The 22,457-nt window shown below is 41.6% G+C and carries 21 protein-coding genes; 15 read left to right on the top strand and 6 right to left on the bottom strand.

Annotation, left to right across the window (positions count from 1 at the left end; translation table 11 throughout):
• Window positions 1-50 precede the first annotated feature (50 nt).
• From ASU35_RS12785 to ASU35_RS12775, 3 genes are read left to right on the top strand one after another with little or no spacing between them, the layout of a single operon-like run.
• A complete protein-coding gene (locus ASU35_RS12785; protein WP_058353391.1) occupies window positions 51-932 on the top strand; it encodes a phosphatase PAP2 family protein in 882 nt (293 codons plus the stop codon).
• A gap of 13 nt (window positions 933-945) precedes the next feature.
• Window positions 946-1,320 carry a diacylglycerol kinase family protein gene (locus ASU35_RS12780; RefSeq protein ID WP_058353390.1) on the top strand — a complete coding sequence of 125 codons (375 nt, stop codon included), beginning with the start codon at window positions 946-948 and terminating at the stop codon, window positions 1,318-1,320.
• Between the two features lie 21 nt (window positions 1,321-1,341).
• Window positions 1,342-2,145 (top strand): Cof-type HAD-IIB family hydrolase, encoded by an 804-nt coding sequence (locus ASU35_RS12775; protein WP_058353389.1) that lies wholly within the window; start codon window positions 1,342-1,344, stop codon window positions 2,143-2,145.
• Window positions 2,146-2,301: 156 nt separating this feature from the next.
• On the opposite strand, the gene ASU35_RS12770 is transcribed toward ASU35_RS12775, so the two are convergent.
• Window positions 2,302-2,502, bottom strand: a complete 201-nt coding sequence (locus tag ASU35_RS12770; RefSeq protein ID WP_058353388.1) for a cold shock domain-containing protein — start codon at window positions 2,500-2,502, stop codon at window positions 2,302-2,304.
• Window positions 2,503-2,693: 191 nt separating this feature from the next.
• Between ASU35_RS12770 and ASU35_RS12765 the strand changes: the two genes are divergently transcribed.
• Window positions 2,694-3,848 (top strand): class I SAM-dependent methyltransferase, encoded by a 1,155-nt coding sequence (locus tag ASU35_RS12765; protein WP_058353444.1) that lies wholly within the window; start codon window positions 2,694-2,696, stop codon window positions 3,846-3,848.
• A 20-nt stretch (window positions 3,849-3,868) separates the two neighbouring features.
• Here ASU35_RS12765 and ASU35_RS12760 read toward each other — a convergent pair whose 3' ends face one another.
• On the bottom strand, window positions 3,869-4,483 hold the full coding sequence (locus tag ASU35_RS12760) for a TetR/AcrR family transcriptional regulator (RefSeq protein ID WP_058353387.1): 615 nt from the start codon (window positions 4,481-4,483) through the stop codon (window positions 3,869-3,871).
• A 188-nt stretch (window positions 4,484-4,671) separates the two neighbouring features.
• Between ASU35_RS12760 and ASU35_RS12755 the strand changes: the two genes are divergently transcribed.
• The 4 genes from ASU35_RS12755 (at window position 4,672) to spoVAE (ending at window position 9,981) form a co-directional block, all read left to right on the top strand.
• Window positions 4,672-6,774 (top strand): efflux RND transporter permease subunit, encoded by a 2,103-nt coding sequence (locus tag ASU35_RS12755; protein WP_058353386.1) that lies wholly within the window; start codon window positions 4,672-4,674, stop codon window positions 6,772-6,774.
• Window position 6,775: 1 nt separating this feature from the next.
• A complete protein-coding gene (locus tag ASU35_RS12750; protein ID WP_058353385.1) occupies window positions 6,776-8,491 on the top strand; it encodes a hypothetical protein in 1,716 nt (571 codons plus the stop codon).
• An 89-nt stretch (window positions 8,492-8,580) separates the two neighbouring features.
• Window positions 8,581-9,603, top strand: coding sequence for a stage V sporulation protein AD (gene spoVAD / locus ASU35_RS12745; protein ID WP_058353384.1), 1,023 nt, complete (start codon window positions 8,581-8,583; stop codon window positions 9,601-9,603).
• A gap of 21 nt (window positions 9,604-9,624) precedes the next feature.
• Entirely contained in the window at window positions 9,625-9,981 is a 357-nt protein-coding gene (gene spoVAE, locus ASU35_RS12740) for a stage V sporulation protein AE (RefSeq protein WP_058353383.1), read from the top strand.
• Between the two features lie 74 nt (window positions 9,982-10,055).
• On the opposite strand, the gene ASU35_RS12735 is transcribed toward spoVAE, so the two are convergent.
• Window positions 10,056-12,707 carry a transglycosylase domain-containing protein gene (locus tag ASU35_RS12735; protein ID WP_058353382.1) on the bottom strand — a complete coding sequence of 884 codons (2,652 nt, stop codon included), beginning with the start codon at window positions 12,705-12,707 and terminating at the stop codon, window positions 10,056-10,058.
• 167 nt (window positions 12,708-12,874) lie between these two features.
• On the opposite strand from ASU35_RS12735, the gene ASU35_RS12730 reads away from it, so the two are divergent.
• From ASU35_RS12730 to ASU35_RS12710, 4 genes are all read left to right on the top strand, one after another.
• On the top strand, window positions 12,875-13,549 hold the full coding sequence (locus ASU35_RS12730) for a YigZ family protein (RefSeq protein ID WP_058353381.1): 675 nt from the start codon (window positions 12,875-12,877) through the stop codon (window positions 13,547-13,549).
• Between the two features lie 2 nt (window positions 13,550-13,551).
• The gene (locus ASU35_RS12725) at window positions 13,552-14,880 is read left to right on the top strand and encodes a replication-associated recombination protein A (protein ID WP_058353380.1); all 1,329 of its coding nucleotides are present in this window, start codon (window positions 13,552-13,554) and stop codon (window positions 14,878-14,880) included.
• A 17-nt stretch (window positions 14,881-14,897) separates the two neighbouring features.
• Window positions 14,898-15,092, top strand: coding sequence for a hypothetical protein (locus ASU35_RS12720; RefSeq protein WP_058353379.1), 195 nt, complete (start codon window positions 14,898-14,900; stop codon window positions 15,090-15,092).
• A 535-nt stretch (window positions 15,093-15,627) separates the two neighbouring features.
• Entirely contained in the window at window positions 15,628-16,131 is a 504-nt protein-coding gene (locus ASU35_RS12710) for an SEC-C metal-binding domain-containing protein (RefSeq protein ID WP_058353377.1), read from the top strand.
• Between the two features lie 66 nt (window positions 16,132-16,197).
• Here the strand turns inward: ASU35_RS12710 and ASU35_RS18825 are convergent, their stop codons facing one another.
• From ASU35_RS18825 to glmS, 3 genes are all read right to left on the bottom strand, one after another.
• Entirely contained in the window at window positions 16,198-16,548 is a 351-nt protein-coding gene (locus tag ASU35_RS18825) for a helix-turn-helix domain-containing protein (RefSeq protein ID WP_172794642.1), read from the bottom strand.
• Window positions 16,549-16,871: 323 nt separating this feature from the next.
• Window positions 16,872-17,732, bottom strand: a complete 861-nt coding sequence (metF, locus tag ASU35_RS12700; protein ID WP_058353376.1) for a methylenetetrahydrofolate reductase [NAD(P)H] — start codon at window positions 17,730-17,732, stop codon at window positions 16,872-16,874.
• A gap of 18 nt (window positions 17,733-17,750) precedes the next feature.
• On the bottom strand, window positions 17,751-19,568 hold the full coding sequence (glmS, locus tag ASU35_RS12695; protein ID WP_058353375.1) for a glutamine--fructose-6-phosphate transaminase (isomerizing): 1,818 nt from the start codon (window positions 19,566-19,568) through the stop codon (window positions 17,751-17,753).
• A gap of 330 nt (window positions 19,569-19,898) precedes the next feature.
• Between glmS and ASU35_RS12690 the strand changes: the two genes are divergently transcribed.
• The 3 genes from ASU35_RS12690 (at window position 19,899) to ASU35_RS12680 (ending at window position 22,448) form a co-directional block, all read left to right on the top strand.
• The gene (locus ASU35_RS12690; protein WP_058353374.1) at window positions 19,899-20,588 is read left to right on the top strand and encodes a YjjG family noncanonical pyrimidine nucleotidase; all 690 of its coding nucleotides are present in this window, start codon (window positions 19,899-19,901) and stop codon (window positions 20,586-20,588) included.
• A gap of 94 nt (window positions 20,589-20,682) precedes the next feature.
• The gene (locus ASU35_RS12685) at window positions 20,683-21,555 is read left to right on the top strand and encodes a carbohydrate ABC transporter permease (RefSeq protein WP_058353373.1); all 873 of its coding nucleotides are present in this window, start codon (window positions 20,683-20,685) and stop codon (window positions 21,553-21,555) included.
• Window positions 21,552-22,448, top strand: a complete 897-nt coding sequence (locus tag ASU35_RS12680; RefSeq protein ID WP_242861284.1) for a carbohydrate ABC transporter permease — start codon at window positions 21,552-21,554, stop codon at window positions 22,446-22,448. The genes ASU35_RS12685 and ASU35_RS12680 overlap by 4 nt, the downstream gene beginning before the upstream one ends.
• Window positions 22,449-22,457 lie beyond the last annotated feature (9 nt).

Raw genomic sequence — 22,457 nt, 5'->3', positions numbered from 1 at the left:
AAACCCCCTTTCATTTGTATAAATAAAATTATAACAAAGTGAGATAGGGAATGCAATCTGTAGTTGCAAAGGATGGAAATTTTGATATAATAAAGCATGACAATATTGGAGGGATAGGTAACGGTATGAGTAAAATAAGGATAAGTAAGACCTGGGTCTGGCTGTTTTATGGGGTTGGAGCTCTGGGGATGATACTATTTGCTTTTTGGGATTTAAGGATTTCCATGACTCTTTGCAATCAGGAAAATCTATTTGGAAAATTTATTGAGGTATTAGGGGACTATCCGATGTACTTAAGTCTTGGACTGGGGTCTGTGTACCTTTTTTGTGAGGAGCTAAAAAAAGAAAAGAAGCATCCTGGATGGTTGGTTTTCTGGGGACTTGGGAGTCTGGCAGGTGCAGTGTTAAGTAGCCTTCTTCCAATCTACCGGATGACCCGGATAAGCCGCTGGCAGCTGATTTTAATACCGATATTTCTGCTTCTGTTTTATCTGATTGTGCAGAAAATGCCAGAAAATAAAGGAAAAGCTCTACATCAGCTGGCAAAATTTGCAGTAATCTATTTTATTGCAGCCCAGGTAATTGCCTATGGAATCAAAGTGCCCTGGGGAAGACTGCGTTTTCGTCATATGAGTGAGCCTCTTTCGCAGTTTATTCCATGGTATCTGCCCCAGGGGCTGACTGGAAATCATTCCTTTCCATCAGGGCACACCTTTAATTCCTGCAGCATCCTTTTACTTCTATATCTGCCGGGCATCCGTAAGGAAAATGCCCAGCCGGATTTAAGGCTCTGGTTGTTTGTATGCACATGGATTTTTATGGTAGCCATAGGCAGAATCATAGCAGGAGCTCATTTTGCATCGGATGTTACGATGGGAGCGATGCTTGGTATTGGAACCTTCCTTTTTATGAATTATAGGCTGGAAGGATAAAGGGGCGTACAAGATGAAAAAGAAAAAACAAAGCCGCAGGGAAAGCTTTTACCACGCTTTTTGCGGTATAAGTGAGCTCATCCGGAAGGAGACAAATTTTAAAATAGAGCTTAGCTGTGCTACTCTGGCATTGTTTGCCTGTGGGATTTTTCAGGTAAGTCGGACGGAGGTTATACTGGTAATTTTGTGCTGTATGATTGTATTGGCCTTGGAGGCCGTCAATACAGCCATAGAGCACACGGTGGACCTGGTGACAGAGGAATACCGGGAGCTTGCCAGATGGGCTAAGGATGTAGCGGCAGGAGCGGTGCTTCTGGCAGCGATAGGAGCAGCCTGTGTGGGGGCAGCTCTGTTTCTTCCTTACCTTGTGGAATGGATGAAAAAATAATAGAAAAGTGAGGGAAATACTATGGCATATGAGCTGATTGTACTGGATTTGGATGGAACCTTGACCAATTCCCAAAAAGAAATTAGTCCCAAAACAAAGGAAGCTCTTTTTCGAATACAGAAGGAGGGTGTCCGTGTAGTATTAGCCTCTGGGCGGCCGACACCGGGGATTATGCCGCTGGCGAGGGAGCTTTGTCTGGACAAGCACGGCGGTTATATTTTATCCTTTAATGGAGGTAAAATTATTAATATAGAAAATGGGCGGCTTGTTTATAATGCAGTAATTCCTAAGGAATTGATTCCGGAGATATATGAGGCATCAAGACAATACGGGACAGGCATTGTTACCTATACGGATGATAAAATTGTGCTGGGAAGTGATCCTGATCCATATATTGAGAAGGAGCAGGAAATTAATAAAATTCCTTATTGGAAGCCGGAGAACTTTGTAGAAGCTATTGATTTTCCTGTGAATAAGTTCCTTTTAACAGGAGAGCCGGAACGTATGGAAAGCATCGTAGAGAAGCTTAAGGAGCAGTTTGGCGAAGACTTAAATATTTTCCGTTCTGAACCATTTTTTATAGAAATCATGCCGCCAAACATTGACAAAGCATATTCCTTAAGTAAGCTTTTAGAGCAGCTTCACTATTCCAGAAAGCAGATGATATGCTGTGGAGATGGTTTTAATGATATTTCCATGATTCGCTATGCCGGACTTGGAGTGGCGATGGCAAATGCCCAGCCGGAAGTAAAGGCAGTAGCAGATTTTATAACTCTGTCAAATGATGAAGATGGAATTGCCTGTGTGATTGAAAAATTTATTTGATTTCTACTTCCAAGCCTGGATGCCCGATTATGCAGATTAACTCTGTCTGGCAATGGAGTCCTTGTATTCACAGGAATCACGCTTAGTGATGACGGTAAAAGGAAAACCGCTGACAGAGTAACTATCTGTCGGCGGTTTTTAAGTGTTCTGGTTTTATTAAGCCAGGCGTACTACGTTAGCTGCCTGTGGGCCTTTGGCTCCATCTACTATATCAAATTCAACCTCTTCATTATCTTCCAGTACCTTGAAGCCGTCCATCTGCAGGGCAGAAAAGTGAACGAATACGTCATTACCATCGGCATCAGAAATAAATCCAAACCCCTTCTTTGCGTTAAACCATTTTACTGTTCCTCTCATGAGAAAAACCTCCTCCATTTTCGTATCAGTGATGCATGACCACAAGTCATATTCTACCACAAATAGGAAAAAATTTCAATTATTTCTTTTTTATGCCTACCTTCGATGGTATAATAATGTTAAAATATAATGGAAAACAATGGGATGATAATATAGTAGAGCTTAGAGAAAATAAAGAAAAGAGGAGATATATGGAAAATATCAAAGGCTATATAGAGGAAATCCTTTCTGATGGCTTGAAAAAGGCAGTTTTCAGTGATATGCGGAACAAGGAATACCCATATCGGAGAATTACCCTTATAAAGAAAGAGAAGGGCTTTCAGGCAGAAAAACAGACAGAAAAGCAGGTTTTTCATGATAATTTGAGAGAGGAAGAGGTAGCTGACTATTGCGAAGAACGGCTTTTAGAGGGCTTTCGCCAGGTGAACTTCTGGGGCGAGAGCTATGAGTACAGCATGAAAATATCGAAAAAGGGAAAGCTGTTCTTTAACCGGAAGCAGGCAAAGAATGCAGTAAAGACAGTAACAGAGCATAACCGCAGAAAAAACTACCTGATAGAAGAGGGTATGGTACCTCCGCTGGTGGATATGGGTGTATTTACCAAAGATGGCAAGGTCGTAAATGCTATGTATGATAAATACAAGCAGATTAACAGGTTTATTGAAATTATTGATGATGCGGTGGAAAAGGCTGGGCTTACAAAGCTTCACATTATTGATTTTGGCTGTGGCAAGTCCTATCTTACCTTTGTTATCTACTATTATCTGACGGAAGTAAGAGGACTTGAGGTTTCTATAATCGGTTTGGATTTAAAGGCAGACGTCATTGAAAAGTGTAATGCTGCAGCGAAAAAGTACCAGTATGAAAATCTGTATTTTGAAGTAGGAGATATCAATGGATATAGGACAAAGGAACCGGTAGATATGGTGATTACCCTTCATGCCTGTGATACGGCAACAGATTTTGCCTTATATAATGCGGTATGCTGGGATGCAAAAATGATTATTTCCGTTCCATGCTGCCAGCATGAGCTGTGTGGACAGATGGAAAGTGAGAATTTATCAATTCTGACACGATATGGGATTATTAAGGAGAGAACTGCAGCCTTGATGACCGATGCTATCCGGGCTAATCTTCTGGAGGTCTGTGGCTATAAAACCCAGCTTTTGGAATTTGTGGATTTAAGCCATACACCCAAAAATATACTGATTCGGGCAGTAAAAACCAATGGTTCAAGAAAGCACCGGCAGGAGCGTTTTGATGAGGCAAAGGCCTTGATGAAAGAATTTCATTTTGAACCAACACTGTGGAAGCTTTTACAAGAAAAAATCAAGGAAACGATCTAAAGAGTTTCCTTGATTTTTTCTTATTGCGTGGAGCCGTGCTGGCTCTGGAAACGGATAATAGCCCGGACGGCATCATAAAGACAGGGTTTCAGCTCTTTAATTGGTACGGGCTGGTTATTTAAAATGGAATCATGGATAGTAGAGCCAATCAATTCAATAATCATAAAGAGAAGAATTTCGGGATTTTTAAAATTTTCCTCGGAATTAGCAATCATATCCAGATATAGCTCATAAAAATTAAATTCACTGGATAGCTTTGGATTGATTAAGGCAGCTTTAAAAACGCCCCAGCTTAAATTCTTGGAAATAAACCGGAGCAGAGTCTTGTCCTTTTCCAGCTGGTCTATAATGTGGTCAATAATAAAAATAATTTTGTCATCTAAATTGGTCAGCACTGTGTTCAAAAGAGCCTTGTGGGCATTCAGAAAAAGGGTACTGGATTTCGTGGCAATCAGGTAATTGCAGATATCCAGCTTGTCCTTAAAATAAAGATAAAAGGTACCCTTAGCAACACCAGCCTTTTCTACAATATCAGAGATAGAGGCTTTTTGAAGCCCCTTTGTTGTAAATATATCAAATGCACTTTGAAGCAGGGTTTCCTGCTTCTTTTGCTTTTTTTCTTCTATTTTTCCCATAATATCCTCTTTTCTATTGTTGCTTCTTTTTCATGATAGCATAGTCAAAAAGAAAAAGAAATGGAAAAATTCTAAAATATTTATAAATAATATTGACTATTAGTCATTTTTGTAGTATAACACTATATAAGAAATGACTAATAGTCATTTTAGTAATATAACCTGTAAATATAGAAAGGAGCATTTTTATGATTTCGTTTGGTAAATTTATTACGAAACATAAAAGCATCATATTGGCGATTGGAATTCTTCTGCTGATTCCATCCGTATTCGGATATATGAATACCAGAGTCAATTATGATGTATTAACCTATCTGCCAAAGGATATTGAGACAATGGAAGGCCAGGACATACTGGTAGATCAGTTTGGCTGCGGAGCCTTTTCCATGGTTATGGTAGAGGGTATGGACAACAAGGATGTGGCTAAGTTAAAGGATCAGATTGAAAAGGTTGATCATGTCAGCAGAGTCATATGGTATGACAGCATTTTGGATCTGAATGTACCAATGGAATTACTTCCGGAGGATATTGTGGCTGCCTTTAATTCCGGTGAATCAACGATGATGGCAGTTATGTTTGATGAAACTACATCAGCAGATGGAACAATGGAGGCTATTGAGGAAATCAGAGGCCTGGCAGATAAGCAGGTATTTGTAAGTGGTATGTCTGCGATTGTTACAGATACGAGAAAGCTCTCAGAAAAAGAGACCCCCCTTTATGTACTGATTGCTGTTATACTTTCTGTTATTGTTCTTGGTATCAGTATGCCGTCATTCTTAGTACCGATTTTTTTCCTGATAAGTATTGGAATGGCGATTGTGTATAACCTGGGAAGTAACGTGTTCTTTGGAGAAATATCTTATGTAACAAAGGCTTTGAGTGCTGTACTTCAGCTAGGTGTTACCATGGACTATTCGATTTTCCTTCTTCATAGCTATCAGGAAAATCAGGAGCGGTTCCCCGATGACAAAAACCGTGCGATGGCCCATGCAATCTCCAATACGATTACATCTGTTGTTAGCAGCTCCGTTACTACAGTTGCAGGCTTTATTGCTCTTTGCTTCATGAGCTTTACCTTAGGTAAGGACATCGGTATTGTAATGGCCAAGGGCGTTATCTTTGGCGTAATAACCTGTGTTACAATTCTTCCGTCATTAATCCTTACCTTTGATAAGGCAATTGAGAAGACAACCCACAAAGAGTTTATTCCGAGCCTGGACGGAATTTCTGATTGGATTACCAAGCACTATCTAATTCCTATGGTATTGTTTGTAGTAATATTATTTCCGGCTCTGTATGGCTACCGGAATACAGAGGTTTATTATAACCTGGATTCTTCTCTTCCAAAAACATTGAAAAGTGTTATTGCTAATGATAAGCTGAGTGAAGAGTATGAGATGAATACAACCCATATGCTTCTGATTAAAAAGGATGTATCAGATAAAGAAGTAGGCTCCATGCTTGATAAAATTGAAAAAGTGGACGGTGTAAAGGCTGTTTTAGGAATGGAATCTGTGGTAGGCAGCCGGATTCCAAGGGAGCTGCTTCCTTCTGAAGCAACAGAAATGCTGGAAAGCGATGAATATGAACTGGTATTAATCAACTCCGAGTATAAGGTGGCTTCCGATGAGGTAAATGCCCAGTTAGATGAACTTGAAAAAATCGTAAAAGCCTGTAGCAAGGATTCCATGCTGGTTGGTGAGGCACCACTTACCAAGGACTTGATTACGATTACCGATGTTGACTTTAAGAATGTAAGTATTGTATCCATTGGTGTAATTTTCCTGATTATTTTACTTACCTTTAAATCCATTTCTCTTCCGGTAATCCTGGTAGCAACGATTGAGTTTGCTATTTTTATCAATATGGGCATTCCATATTATACACATACGACGCTTCCGTTTGTTGCCTCTATTGTAATCGGAACGATTCAGCTGGGTGCAACTGTTGACTATGCGATTCTTATGACAACCCGTTATAAGAAGGAAAGAGCAAAGGGAGCAAGTAAAAAAGAAGCAATCAGCATTGCACATAAGAGCTCCATTAAGTCTATCCTTGTAAGTGCATTGAGCTTCTTTGCAGCCACCTTTGGCGTAGGAATGTATTCTAACATCGACATGATCAGCTCCTTATGTACGCTGATGTCTAGAGGTGCATTAATCAGTATGGTAGTTGTTATCTGTGTTCTGCCATCTATGTTTATGGTATTTGATGGTATTATTTGTCACACATCCGCTGGCTTTCGGCCAAAGAAACAGAAATTAGAACATATTGCACAGGGAGGAATATAAAATGAAGGCAAAAAGATTAATTGCGTTAGGTATGGTATCTGTTTTAAGTTTAAGCCTGGCTGGAGCAAATCTGGTAGATGCAAAAGCAGCTAAGGCTCAGATAAATTCAGGAAGTATAGAAAAGGATGAAACAGTATATGCATTTACAAATGCAGAAGGAACGGTTGAAAAGGTGCTGGTAAGTGACTGGCTGAAAAATCTGGATAATCAGTCTGAAATCTCTGATAGGTCTGATTTACAGGATATTGTCAATGTAAAGGGCGATGAAACCTATGAGCAGAAGGGTGATAAGAGTCTGATATGGAAGGCGGAGGGGGCCGATATTTATTATCAGGGAACCAGCACCAAGACCCTCCCGATGGAGTTAAAGGTAAGCTATCAGCTGGATGGCAAGGATATCAGTGCGGCTGAACTGGAGGGAAAGTCAGGTAAGGTAAAAATCACAGTAAGCTTTACGAATACAACAAAGGAATATGTACCATTTACGATTATTTCAGCAGCTTTACTGGATGCTGATAAGTATCAGAATGTTACCGGCGAAAATATCAAGGTGCTTTCTGACAGCGATAAGCTGATTGTAACCGGTCTTTCCATGCCGGGACTTGCCAAGGCTCTGGACACGGATATGGAGATTCCAGAGGAGGTTGTTATCGAAGCGGATGTAACGGAATACGAGCCTCTTACTATTTATAATGTAGCTACAGCTGGTTTGTTATCTGAGCTTACCTTTGATGATGAGGATAAGATTTCTGATTTAGGCGATGCTATGGAGGAGCTTTCTGACTCTTCTAAAAAACTGGTAGATGGTTCTAAGGAATTGTCCGAGGGATTAAATACTCTGGATGAGAAGGCTTCCGAATATATCGACGGTGTTGACCAGATAGTAAAGGGGGTTGACAGCCTGTATACCGGTGCTGGCCAGTTAAAGAGCGGTGCTTCTGAATTAAATAAGGGTATCACCGATACAAAGAATGGCATGAGTAAGGTTGTAGAAAGTACAGGTAAGCTGGAGGAAGGAAACAAGGCTCTGGCAGTCGGTGTCAGTCAGTTTGATGCAGCTATGAAGCAGCTTGCAGCCGCAAAGAAGCAGGAAAATGCGGCTTATGATACTCTGGCAAAGACGGTAGAGAATAATGAGGCTATTATTAAGGCTATGGAGGCTGCTGGTGTTGACAAGACAATTGTAGAGGAGCTGAAGCAGAACACAGCAGGACAGAAGCAGATAGCAGAAGGCTTACAAAAGAGCGGAAGCCAGATTGAAGCAGGTATTACCCAGGCAGCAGCTGGTGCAGACAGCATTGTAAGTGGAGCTACTCAGTTGACAGGAGGCATCAGCCAGCTGACCGATGCTCATAAGCAGCTATTAGCAGCATTAACCCAGTTAGAAGCAGGCAGTGGTAAGCTTTCTGTAGGCATCGATTCCCTGCTACAGGGTGCCTTAAGGCTTCAGAATGGTGGAAAGCAGCTTGGCAGTGCAAGCATTCAGTTCAAAAAGGGAATTACCTCTGCAGCAGAAGGTGGAAAGACTCTTTACAAGGGTATGAAGAAATTTGATAAGGAAGGTATTCAGAAGCTTTATGATACTTACAACGATAAAATCAAGGGTCTTCTAGAAAACAGTGAAGCTGTTGTAGATAACGCAAAGAATTATACCATTTTCTCTGATGCCGAGGATGGCGTGAAGACAGAAGTAAAATTCATTTTTAAAGTAAATTAATATGAAATGATATCAGAAACCAGGAATTTTGTATAAAATTCCTGGTTTTTGTAAATTCTAACATCAGAATAAAAAAGGAGGATGCTTCAATGAAGAAATACGTTGGAAAAAGAAGTATTGAGTTTGAGAAGCCGCCCTGTATTCTGAGTGAAGCCTCGATAGCCGGAAAAAAGGAGGCTGAGGGCCCGCTGGGAGAATATTTTGATGTGATAGAGGAAGACCCTATGTGTGGTGGAAAGAGCTGGGAGGAGGCAGAGAGCCGGCTTCAGGAAAAGGCAGCATCTTTGGCAATTCAAAAGGCAGGCCTTAAGCCTCAGGATATCCGCTATCTGGTATCTGGAGATTTGCTGGGTCAGCTAATTGCTACTTCTTTTGGCATCATGAGTCTTGATATTCCGATGTTTGGAGTCTATGGAGCCTGCTCCACGATGGGAGAGGCTATGACAATCGGGGCAATTCTGGTTGAAGGCGGATATGCTGACAAAGTAGTATCTCTTACTTCCAGCCATTTTGGAGGAGCAGAGAAGCAGTTTCGTTTCCCTCTGGCCTATGGTAACCAAAGGCCCCTGTCAGCCACCTGGACTGTGACAGGAAGTGGAGCAGTGGTTTTAGGCGAGGCAGCACCGGAAGCCAGTGGCTGGATTGGTATTCGCAGGGTTACAACCGGAAAGGTAGTGGACTTTGGAATTAAGGATAGTATGAATATGGGAGCCTGCATGGCACCGGCAGCCTATGATGTTATTTATAGCCATTTATCTGATTTTGGACTTAGGCCGGACTACTATGATAGAATTATTACCGGAGATTTAGGCTGTGTTGGAAGAGATATTCTTTTAGATATGCTTAAGCAAAAGGGAATGGATATTTCCTCTAATTATATGGATTGTGGAATTGAAATATTCGATGATGAGGAGCAGGATACTCATGCAGGAGGAAGCGGCTGTGCTTGCAGTGCTATTACTCTTACAGGGTATGTGCTGCGAAAGATGAAGAAAAAGGAATGGAAAAAGGTTCTTTTCGTGCCGACGGGAGCCCTGCTTTCGACAGTCAGCTTTAATGAAGGAAATTCTGTTCCAGGTATTTCACATGGTGTTGCCTTGGAATTAATGTAAAACTAGGAAATGAGGAGAAGCATGGATTATATAAAAGCATTTATCATAGGCGGACTAATTTGTGCTGCCGTACAGATTTTAATGGATAATACAAAGCTGATGCCGGGACGTATTATGGTAATACTAGTATGTCTGGGAGCATTATTGGGAGCAGTCGGTATCTATGAGCCCTTTGCAAAATGGGCTGGTGCCGGTGCTACTGTACCATTAATTGGCTTTGGAAACACGTTATTTAAGGGAGTTAAGGAGGCTGTAGATAAGGAGGGCTTTATAGGAATTTTTAAAGGTGGATTTACTGCGTCTAGTGTGGGAATTTCAGCAGCCTTGATATTTTCTTATATTGCATCCTGGATTTTTAAGCCAAAACTAAAGGAATAACAGATATTTCAAGCAGCCGGCTGCTTTTAATATAGATAAAGGGGACCTGCCTTAAAGAGCAGCTCCCCTTTGCTTTATTTTTTCTTTCGCCTATTGTTTTCCGGGCTATCTGTCGGAGCTTCTGACGGCCCCTCTGAAGGGGCAGCAGGCTCATCTGTAGGTTCTTCCACTGGTTTTTCAATTACAGGAGAGGTATGGATGTGACAGGTTTCATTTAATTCATCCGGGCTGATGACATATGGAGTATCAGCGGTTTTTCCTGTTTCCTCTTTTAAAAGGAAGACCTGCTCTGTTACTTCATCCTCTGGGCAGTATTTGCCAGCGATTTTTTTTGACTTATTACAAATACGGAACTTAACATGAATATCACATTTTTCCGTTGGAACAGTACCTGCCTCAAAATATTCGGTACGGATACAGCCATCGCAAAGACCATCAACAGCCAGTTTGCCTGATTTGGTACAAATCTTGGCTGTTACTATATTGCCAGGCTTTTCAAATTCCTTATATTCCTTGTCAAGCTTCTGATGAACTGTCTGCATAACGGTTCGCCAAAGCACCTTATGATAAGAAGTATTATCCTGATCCTTGTTATTATCATAGCCACTCCAGATGCCAGCGGTATAGTAAGGTGTATAGCCTACAAACCAAAGATCAATATCATTGGAGGTAGTACCGGTTTTGCCGGCTACGGGCATTGACATGGAGGTAAAACGGGTAAGACCGCCGGTACCCACCTTGACAACGTCCTCCATAGCATTGGTCAAAAGCCATGCAGTGCTTTCCTTCATGACCTGACGGGTTTCTGGTTTATTTTCCAGAAGTACATTACCATCATGGTCTAAAATCTTAGTATAAAGGGTTGGCTTTGTGTAGACTCCTTTATTTGCAATGGCAGCAAAAGCGGCTGTCAGTTCAAAGTTAGTAACACCCTTTGTAAGACCACCCAGTGCTGTTGGATACTGAAGGTCAGAAAAAAGCTTGCCATTTTCATCTACATATTTATCGTAAACGGTAGTAAAGCCCAACCGCATCAGATAGTCATAGGCAACAGATGGGGTAACATCTACCATGGTTTTTACCGTAACAACGTTCATGGAACGCACGATACCCTGCCGAAGTGTTGTAAGACCCTTATAGGAATCGCCATCCCAGTTATGAACCTTTCTTTGAGAGTCTGGATAATAAAATTCTGCATCATCCTGGACACTGGCAAGAGTCATGCCCCGGGTGTCCAGAGCCGGCAGGTAGGTAGATACTACCTTAAAGGTAGAGCCTGGTTGTCTGGTGGAATCGGTAGCACGATTTAAAGTACGGCTGGCTGTCTTTTCTCCACGGCCGCCGACCAGGGCCAGTACCTTGCCGTTGTACTGGTTTATCAATACAAAGGAAATCTGTGGCTGAATCGTATAATTTGTAGATTCGCCGGTAATCTCTTCGGCATCCTCCAGAATGTGGGCACGGAATTCTTCAATATAGGGAACCGCGTCCTCTTTGTTTTTAAAATATAAATCAAAGCTTGTCTGTTTTTTTGTAGTTACAAAATATTTTTTCAGATGGTATTCATTATAGTGGTGCTCCTCGCCATCCTTTCCCATAATAGAAAGACGGTAGGTCAGTGCCCATTGGGAAGAGGCAGGATACATGGATTCATCACGAAAGATTTTGTCGCAGATTTTTTGTATCTTCTGACTCTGGGTTGTAAAAATCTGAAGGCCATCCCGATATAGGGCATTTACGGCCTGGGTTTCTGAATAACCAAGCTTGTCCTGTAAATCTTTAATAACCTGTTCGCAGACAGCATCGGTAAAATAGCTGTTGACCTGGACAGAGGTATCGGAATACTGCTCCTCATTGAACTGCTGAATCCGGGAATATACATCATCTGCCAGAGCCTCCTCATATTCGCTCTCAGTGATAAAGCCCTGTTCCTTCATGTAACGTAGTACAATCTCACGCTTATCTCTATTAGCTTCAGGATGGCTGATTGGATTCAGGGCAGCCGGGCTCTGGGTAATACCGGCAATCACGGCTGCTTCGGAAATCGTAAGCTCAGAAACATCCTTTCCAAAATAGCGGAGAGAGGCTGTCTGTACGCCAAGGGTATTCTGACCAAGGTTGATGGTATTTAAGTAATATTCCAGAATCTGATCCTTGGAAAGCTTATCCTCCAGCTGGATAGCAAGATACTGTTCCTGAATCTTTCGTTCCAGCTTGGCAATAAAGGTAGGCTCAGACCCACCATTAAAAATCTGGTTCTTTAAAAGCTGCTGTGTCAGGGTACTGGCACCTTCGTCAAATTCACCTTTGGAGAGGCCGTTAAAAAAGGCACGGAAGATACCCTTGACATCGATACCGTTATGAGTACGGAATCGGGCATCTTCAATGGCAATAAAGGCATTTTCAACATAGTCCGGTATCTGGTCTAAAGTAACATAGACACGGTTGGCACCGGAGCCGATGAGCTTTTGGCTTTCCTTGCCATTGGAATAATATAATGTGGTTGCAAATCCACTTGGGGCAACATCTATAGAGTCGATACTGGGTGCATTGTCAATCAGCCCTTTTATGACTCCAAAGCCGGCAAAACCACCGACAATGACACAAACGAGAAAGCACAGGAAAAGGGTGCGGAAAAACGCAACATTTACCTTGGATATCATCCTTCTGCGTCTGGAGGTCAGAGCCCGCTGCTTGTTTGCAGTTCCTTTCTGACTATAGTTCATTTTACACCTCCTGGAGTTTTGCTAAGTAGGCAAAACAATTCATTTTATTATAGCAAATATCTGGATTAAAATAAAGAACTATTTTTTCTAAGTCCGGTTGTGGCTTGTGCATTTCTTTGAATTCTGCTATGATTATGAAAGAAGAAAAGAAAAAGGACAGGTAATCCATAGTGGAAAGTTATAAAATTGTTTATGAGGGCGGCAGCGGTGAACTGGTAGAAAAAAAATCCAGGTTCATAGCAGCTGTAAAACCAGTGGCTTCAGAAGAGGAAGCTCTTGCATTTATTGAAGCACAAAGGAAAAAGTATTGGGATGCCAGACATAACTGTTATGCTTATGTTATTGGCAGAAAAAATGAAATTATGCGGTTTTCTGATGATGGTGAGCCAGGTGGTACAGCAGGAAAGCCAATGCTGGATGTACTTTTGGGAGAAGAAGTACATGATGTAGTCGTAGTAGTGACAAGGTATTTTGGTGGAACACTCCTGGGAACAGGTGGTCTGGTACGGGCTTATTCCCACACAACGCTTTTGGGCCTTGAAGATAGCAGGATTGTAGTAAAAGAACCAGGGAGTGCTTATGAGGTGCTGACTGATTATAATGGAATTGGGAAGCTCCAGTACCTGGCAGCCCAAATGGGCCTCACCATAGAAGATACAGAATATACAGAGGCAGTGAAGATGAAGCTTTTAGTTCCCGAGGATTTGTGCACAGGCTTTGTAAAAAAGGTAACAGAGGCAACCAATGGAAGGGCAGAGATTAACGAAACTGCCCAAGTGTATTTTGGTAATCTTGATGGGGAATCTATTGTATTTGAAAGGATAGCAAAGGAACAGGGATAGCCATGGATTTATTTGAATATATGAGAAGTACAAAAATGGAAAAGGAATCACCTCTTGCTAGCAGACTTCGGCCATCTACCTTGGAGGAAGTCGTAGGGCAGGAGCATATCATCGGAAAAGATAAGCTTTTGTACCGTGCCATCAAGGCAGACAAGTTAAGCTCCATTATCCTCTATGGGCCTCCGGGAACAGGTAAGACAACCTTGGCGAAGGTCATTGCTAATACGACAAGTGCAGAATTTACACAGATTAACGCAACGGCTGCCGGAAAGAAGGATATGGAGGAGGTAGTGGCCCAGGCAAAGGAACGGATGGGGATGTATGGAAAGAAAACCATTCTTTTCATCGATGAAATCCACCGCTTTAATAAAGGACAACAGGATTATCTTCTGCCTTTTGTAGAGGATGGAACGATTATCCTTATTGGAGCTACAACAGAGAATCCCTACTTTGAGGTAAACAGGGCATTGATTTCACGTTCTGTAGTGTTTGAACTGAAACGACTCCATAAAAAGGATATTAAGACCTTGCTTTTGCGGGCGGTTACGGATAAGGAAAAGGGATTGGGAGTTTATAATGCAGTGCTTGAAGAGGAGGCATTGGAATTTTTATCGGATATTTCCAACGGAGATGCCAGGGCGGTCCTTACGGCTATCGAGCTTGGTGTGCTGACTACAGAGCCGTCAGAGGATGGAAGGATTCACATCACTTTAGAGGTAGCATCAGAGTGTATCCAGAAGCGGGTGATTCAGTATGACAAGGATGGGGATAACCATTACGATACGATATCTGCTTTTATTAAAAGCATGAGAGGCTCTGATCCGGATGCAGCAGTTTACTATCTGGCAAGGATGCTGTATGCCGGTGAGGATGTACGTTTTATTGCCCGGAGAATTATGATTTGTGCGGCAGAGGATGTATCCAATGCAGACCCAAATGCGATTGTAGTAGCAGCGGCAGCTGCCCAGGCGGTAGAGCGGATAGGTATGCCGGAATCCCAGATTATACTGGCACAGGCAGCCACCTATGTAGCCTGTGCCCCTAAGAGCAATTCTGCAGTTAATGCGATTTCGGCAGCTATGGAGGCAGTAAAGAATGAAAAAACAGGCAGTATTCCACCTTATCTTCAGGATGCCCACTATGGAGGAGCAAAGGAGCTGGGACATGGGATTGGCTATAAATATGCCCATAACTATAAAAATCATTATGTAAAACAGCAGTATCTCCCGGATGAATTAAAGGACCGGGTATTTTATGAGCTTTCTGATAATGGCTATGAAAAGGAATTGAAGGAACATCTTCGTCGGATAAAAGAGGAAGCAGAAGAATAGAAGAAAGGAGGGGTTTTATGAAAAAATTAAAGCGTATTTTGGCTCTGGTAGGGGCTCTTCTTTTAGGTGGATTATATATCCTTACCTTTGTATCAGCTCTTTTGTCTACTCCGTATAGTAGGGGCTTATTTATGGCATGTTTGTTTTCTACGGTATTTATTCCGGTTATGATTTATGCCATCCTTTTAATCTATCGGATTTTAAAAAAATAAAGGGCAGGAATTGAAATTGCAGATATAGAAAAAAGCTGCCCATAATCGGCAGCTTTTTTCATTTTAGGGAGGATAAGTAATACTGGTAATTGGAAGGGGGTTCCAATTACAGCTATAGTATAGACGGATTTTTTCTCCTTTATACAAGAAAAGAAAATTTTTTATGTTTCCGCATTTTTACTCAAAAGCCTGTAAGAGCGGCACAAAAGTTTGCGAAGCTTGTGTTCATGCTGATATACAGCCCCTTGGGTTGTCCTACCGTTGAAAAGACAGGAATCATAACATCTTTAGAAACGATTTTCCTAAAATTCCGGTTTTGGCGAGTGAAAGCGATGAATTTATTTTGTTGATACACAGGATATTAGGAAATTATTTGAAAAAGAATTATATAAAAAGATATTCTGGCAAGAGTTTGGTGAGTAAAAATGCGGAAACACAATAAAAATGATTGAAAAAGGAGGAAAAGTTTGCTATACTTCGATTGTGCAGTAGGCTGCATGCCAAATCGGCAAATGAGAAAGAGAGGCATAGAAATATGAGTTTATTAACCGAGTGGAGAGAGGAAGCATACTCTCAGCAAAATGACCAGAAAAAGAGCCAGCGGCTTTGGGAGCATTATTTTGCAGTTGAAAAAGGAATTTATGAGCAGCTTTTAAGTGATCCTGAGACAGTAGTCAGCGGCACGGTAGAGGAGCTTGCAGCAAAATATAATACAGAACTTAAGATTATGGTAGGCTTTTTAGATGGTATTAATGACAGCTTAAAGACCCCAAATCCAATCGAGGAGATGGACAAGGATACGGTTGTTTCTCTGGACTTTGATAAGGAGAAGCTGTATTATAACATGGTAGAAGCAAAGGCTGACTGGCTGTACGGATTAGAGGAGTGGGATAATCTTCTGACACCGGAACGCCGTAAGGAGCTTTATAAGGAGCAGAAGGCTTCCGGAACTATCGTAAGGGGTAAAAAGGTAGGACGTAATGACCCATGTCCATGCGGTTCTGGCAAGAAGTATAAGTTCTGTTGTGGAAGAAATTAGTAATAAAAAAGTACCGGAGAGGCAATGCTTCCATTCCGGTACTTTTTTATTACTAATGATGTTTTTTTAATCAAAATTTTCAGGATGTTCCTGGTGGAAAAGAACGTACTTTGCATAATTACGAAGTTCTTTGGCACTTTCGGCATTTAACTGCTGATATAGATTAAAAAATTCTACAATGTCCTTATCCAACACTTCACCACCGATAGGCAGATAAGCATCAGAAATGCCTAGTAAATAATCACAGGAAACATCAAAATATTTTGACAGGGCAATAAGCTTTTCAAAAGAAGGCTCATTTCTCTTGGACTCATAATTGGAAATTGCTGTAGGCTTTAAACCAAGTAAATCAGCAAGCTCACTCTGGGTTAGCTTATGCTTTTGACGCAGTTGTTTTAAACGCACATTAAAAGTCATTTTCCTTCTCCCTTTCCTCTGGTATTGGCCATAATTTTTCATAATATGTTTTGATTATATAATACAATATCACAAAAAGCAAGGGTTATAAAATAAAAATCATAAAATGTGTAAAAGGAATTGATTGAACATGAAAAGTGAAATATGATGAGGTATACCGCTTTGGAAGCACAGAAAACCAGAAGGAAATGGTAAATGCTCTGGAAAAGCTGGTCACCTGTATTGAGATGGAGAACTGGCAGAAGGCGGAAAATTTTGCAGCTACCGTAAAGGGGTTAAGAAGTGCATGGAGCAAAGGTAAGCTTCCATGCACTTCCTGCATTTTAAGGCCGGATATGCCTGAAAACCATATCGGCAGTTTCAAATTTATTCATTGTATAGAGGTGAATGCCGGCAGCATTATTTTGTATCAGTCCATCAATCTGAATAGAAGCAAATTCCAGTCCGGCCTTTTTAACATCCTCTGGATTATCCTGATATTTGGCGAGGATATGAGCCAGTGAGGAGGGAACCTGTGAGCCGGAAAGTCTTACAATCCTCTGTATCTGAGAAATGGAGGTAATTGGCATGATACCTGCCGAAACGGGAACCTTGATACCGGCTCTTTCCAGCTGCTCCATAAAATCATAAAAGATAAAGTTATCAAAAAATAGCTGTGTGATTAAAAAGTCTGCACCTGCGTCTACCTTTTCCTTTAAATGGGCAATATCATCTGCCTGGTCTAGGGATTCCGGATGAATCTCAGGGTAACAGGCGGCACCGATAGAACCAAGAGGATGCTTAGGAATAGCATTAATCAGATTCTTTGCATAGCGAAAATGCCTGCCTTCGAATTCTGCCCGTGTCATATCCTTTGGCATATCTCCGCGAAGGGCTAATACATTCTTCACATTGGCCTCCTTTAGCTGGCTAAGATAATCAAGGAGTACCGCTTCATCTAAAGCAGCACAGGTCAAATGAGCCAAAGCCTCACAGCCTAAGGTATTCTGAATATAGGCAGCAATTTCTACGGTACGATGGCGGCTACTGCCATTAGCGCCATAGGTAACACTGATAAAATCAGGGCTAAGCTCTTTCATTTTATCTAGAGTATTATAAATTAGAGAAATATCCGTATCCTCCTTTGGAGGAAAGACTTCTAAAGATATAACAGGTTTTTTCTTTTGGTACAGATTTTTAATCATAGCAACCTCATTTCGTATTTATTCTACAGTAACTGATTTTGCAAGATTGCGTGGCTGGTCTACATTAAGTCCACGGCTGACAGCTGTGTAATAAGCGATATACTGTAAAATAACAGCAGCAGCAAATGGGGTAAAGTCAGAATCCATCTCCGGCAGGAGAATATGGTGGTCACACAGGGATGGGTCTACCAAAATACCGGAATTGGTAATTAGGATGACCATAGCTCCCCGGGAGCGAACTTCACGGACATTGGAAATCATTTTAGCATAAACCGTTGGCTGGGTAGCCAGGGCAATTACAGGCACGTTGTCTGTAATCAGGGAGATGGTTCCATGCTTTAATTCTCCGGCAGCATAGGCTTCAGAGTGGATATAGCTTACCTCCTTAAGCTTGATAGAGCCTTCACAGGAAAGAGAATAATCAAGACCTCTTCCAATGAAAAATAAGTCCTGGCAATCCTTAAGACGGTGGGAAATAGGCTCTATCTGGGTATCATAGGAGAGAACAGCCTCTACCTGGGAAATCGTATCCTCTAAAAGTCTGGTATAATGCCGTACTTCGTTCTCAGATAACAAATTTTTAATCATAGCCAGGCGGAAGGCTGTCAGATAAATAGCTGCCAGCTGTACCGTATAGGCCTTGGTGCTGGCTACAGCGATTTCTGGTCCAGCATGGGTATATAATACATAGTCACTTTCTCTTGCGATAGAGGAACCCTTGACATTGACGATGGAAAGGGTTCTGGCACCAGCCTCCTTTGCCAGACGGAGAGCAGCCAGGGTATCTGCTGTCTCACCGGACTGGGAAATCGTAATAACAAGGGTGGCTGGTGTTAAAATTGGGTCTGAATAGCGGAACTCAGAAGCTATTTCTACCGATACCGGCAGGCGTGTAAGCTTTTCAAGCATATTCTTCCCAATAAGACCTGCATGCATAGCGGTACCGCAGGCAGTAATAATAATACGATCAAGCCCGGTAAACAGGTTGTCTGGTATGCCGTCCTCCTCAAAGGAAGGAAGGCCGTTTTTGACTCTTGGCATAATCGTATTCCGAAGAGCATCCGGCTGTTCATGGATTTCCTTCAGCATGAAATAGTCATAGCCACCCTTTCTGGCAGCAGCAACATCCCAGTTGACATGAAGCATATCCGGTACAACCGGATGCCCCAGAGAATCTGTAACACTGATAGAATCCTTTGTAAGAACAGCAATGCAGTGCTCTGGAAGTACAAAATAGTCTTTACTGTATTTAATCAGAGCTACCATATCGGAAGCGATAACAGAGCCATCCTTTGCGTGGGCTGCTACCAGAGGACTTCCGTTACGGATAGCAAAAATTTTTCCTGGAATATCTGCAAACATGATACAGAAGCCGTAGGCTCCCTCCAGCCGTTCACAGGCCCTACGAATGGCTTCCAATGGATCTTCGTTATAGCAGTCATCGATGACCATAGCAGCAATTTCTGTATCAGTTTGTGAAACGGGATATTTCCCCTGCTGTTCCAGAACTTTTGCAAGGCTCTGATAGTTCTCAATGATACCATTGTGAATCAGAGTTACTTTTCCGAAGGTATGGGGATGAGAGTTGGCATCAGATACACCACCATGGGTAGCCCAGCGGGTGTGACCAATGCCACAGCTGGCTTCATCACTGGAAAGAGCGACTTTTTCATCCAGACAGGCTACCTTGCCCTGGGTTTTAATGGTCTTAATTCCTTTTTCAGTGAAAAATGCAATGCCGGCACTGTCGTAGCCCCGGTATTCCAGCTCATGAAGTCCTTCGCATAATACTTCCTTTGCGTCTAATACGCCACAAAATCCAATAATTCCACACATAATATTTACTTGTCTCCTTTAAACGATATTCTTTGATCATACTGCCTCTATGTTGCAGTTGCCTGCTGTTTTAACAGTATATGACACGTTCAAAGTACGCGGGAGAGTATCCGCCGAATTTTCGATAAGCTCTCCACCTCGTCAACCTACCAACCGATCCAGAAAGGTACATGGCGCTAACGTTTAAAGACATTTCGGTCTGAAAGCTGGTCCTGGATTGACCCTTATTTTCACCTCCTTTTATACAATATGTAAAAGATACCATTAATTTTACAAAAAGTCAAATTTGTGGTATCCTTTTTTAAGAAAAAAATAGAAATGAGGAAGCTTATGAAATATACAACATTATTTTTTGATGCTGATGATACTCTGCTGGATTTTCAGGAATGTGAAAGAAGTGCATTGGAAAGCTCCTTTCAGAAGCATGGGCTTATCTTTAATGAAGAAATCAGAAAACAGTATAGTCATATTAACCAGGAGCTTTGGTCATTCTTTGAGCGTGGTGAGATTACAAAGCCACAGATTTTGGCAACCCGCTTCAGAAGACTTTTTTCAGAGCTTTCCATAGAAGGGGTGAGTGATACCTTTGAAAGAGATTATCAGTACTTTTTAACAGTCAATGGCTGTACGATTCCGGGGGCCATCAAGCTTTGCAGGGAGCTTTCCAAAGATTTTGAGCTTTACATTCTCACAAATGGCGTGGCATCTACCCAGAAGGGAAGATTTGAGGATTCCGGGCTGCTTCCTTACCTGAGGGGAGTTTTTGTATCGGAAGATATTGGCTTTCAGAAGCCGGACAGAGAGTATTTTGAAGCTGTATTAAAACAGGTGGCTGAGCAGGATAAAAGCAGGATTCTGATGATTGGAGATTCCTTAAATTCTGATATTCTGGGAGGCATAGGAGCAGGGCTTCCTACCTGCTGGTACAATCCGAAACATAAGGAAAATGATACAGCGGAAAAACCAGACTTTGAGGTCGCAAATTACGAGGAGCTTCGACAGATTATTTACCAAGAATAGAGAAGTTTAAGGAAATCGTAAGAAATGTTAAGAGGAAATATATTGTAACTGTCTTGGAAATTCCTTAGAATAGGATGAGCGGGAGGATGTGCTTATGAATATGACAGAAAAAACAAAGAAAAAAATGATTTCCGCTGCCTATCTGGGACCAAGCGTTATCGGAGTTATGGTGTTTTTTGTGATTCCTTTTTGCGTTATTATATATTATTCCCTTGTAGACAATCCGATTAACCGGGAATTTGTATTTTTACAGAATTTTATTAATATTCTGAATAACCAGGCCTTTTTAAAAGCGGCAAAAAATACAGCGACCTTTTCGCTGATAACTGTACCATTAGCAGTGATTTTATCCCTGGGACTGGCACTTTTACTGGATGAAAAGATTCCATACAAAAGTCAGTTCCGCACCTTCTTTTTAAGCCCGATGATGGTGCCGGTGGCATCCGTTGTGCTTATCTGGCAGGTTCTGTTTCACTATAATGGAGCAGTGAACGGAGTGCTGGCTAACCTGGGTATTGATAAAATTGACTGGCTCAAGTCGGAGTACAGCCAGGTGGTTGTTGGCCTTTTGTTTTTATGGAAAAACCTGGGATACAATATGATTTTATTTATGGCAGGGATTGCCAATATTTCAAAGGAGCTTGTTGAGGTAGCCCGGCTGGAGACCTCGAATCCATGGACTATTTTTGTACATATTAAGCTTCGCTATCTGTCACCGACCATTTTGTTTGTGACGATTTTATCACTGATTAATTCCTTTAAAGTATTTAGGGAAACCTATCTTATGACAGGAGATTATCCATATGATAGTCTGTATCTTTTACAGAATTTTATGAACAATACCTTCCAGTCGCTGGATTACCAGAAGCTGTCGGCAGCAGCTATTATTATGGCAGCGGTTATGGTATTGATTATTGGTGCTTTGTTTATTGCAGAAGAACGATTTGGAAAGGATGTGGAGGGTTGATTAAGAGAAAGAGAATATGCTCTCAGACCATCAGGACCTTAATTGCAGCTTTTTTTGCAGTATTGTTTTTGACGCCTACGGTGCTGACCATGGCTAACTCATTTATGTCAAAGACAGAGATTGCTGCCAACTATGGGGCACTTTTAGATAATGCGTCAGAGAACCGCCAGGGGGGTAAAACCTTTGTATCAAAAAAGGTAAATTTAAAGTTTATCCCTGACAGAGTAACCTTCAGCCAGTATGCGACAGTACTTCTTCGCAGCCCGGAATATCTTTTGAAATTTTGGAATTCTGTTATTTTAGTGGTTCCGATAGTGATATTTCAGCTGCTGATTGCCGCGGGAGCGGCTTATTCCTTTACTCGTTTTCGAGGGCGGTTAAAAGAAATTATATTTTTTCTATATATCATTTTGATGTTGATGCCATATCAGGTAACCCTGGTGCCTAACTATCTGGTATCAAAGTGGCTGAATATTCTGGATACCCGCTGGGCAATTTGGCTTCCGGGCTTTTTTGCACCATTTAGTGTATTTCTTTTGACAAAGTTTATGCGGCGAATCCCTGTTTCTCTGATTGAATCAGCGGAGATTGATGGAGCCGGGGAGTGGAAGATTTTTACAAAGGTGTGTCTGCCGATGAGCAAAAGCTCCCTGTTTTCAGTGGCAATTTTGGTGTTTATTGATTACTGGAATATGGTAGAACAGCCGTTGATTCTGCTTAGTGATTCACAGCTGCATCCCTTGTCGGTATTTTTATCAAAGATTAATACAGGGGAGGTTGGCCTCGCTTTTGCAGTGGCAACCATATATATGATACCGGCACTTCTTTTGTTTTTGTATGGAGAAGAGTATCTGGTAGAAGGAATTGCTTATTCAGGAGCAGTAAAAGGTTAAGGAAAGGGA

The organism is Acetivibrio ethanolgignens (assembly GCF_001461035.1).
Taxonomy (GTDB): Bacteria; Bacillota; Clostridia; order Lachnospirales; family Lachnospiraceae; genus Velocimicrobium; species Velocimicrobium ethanolgignens.
This window is presented reverse-complemented; position numbering and strand designations above follow the sequence as displayed.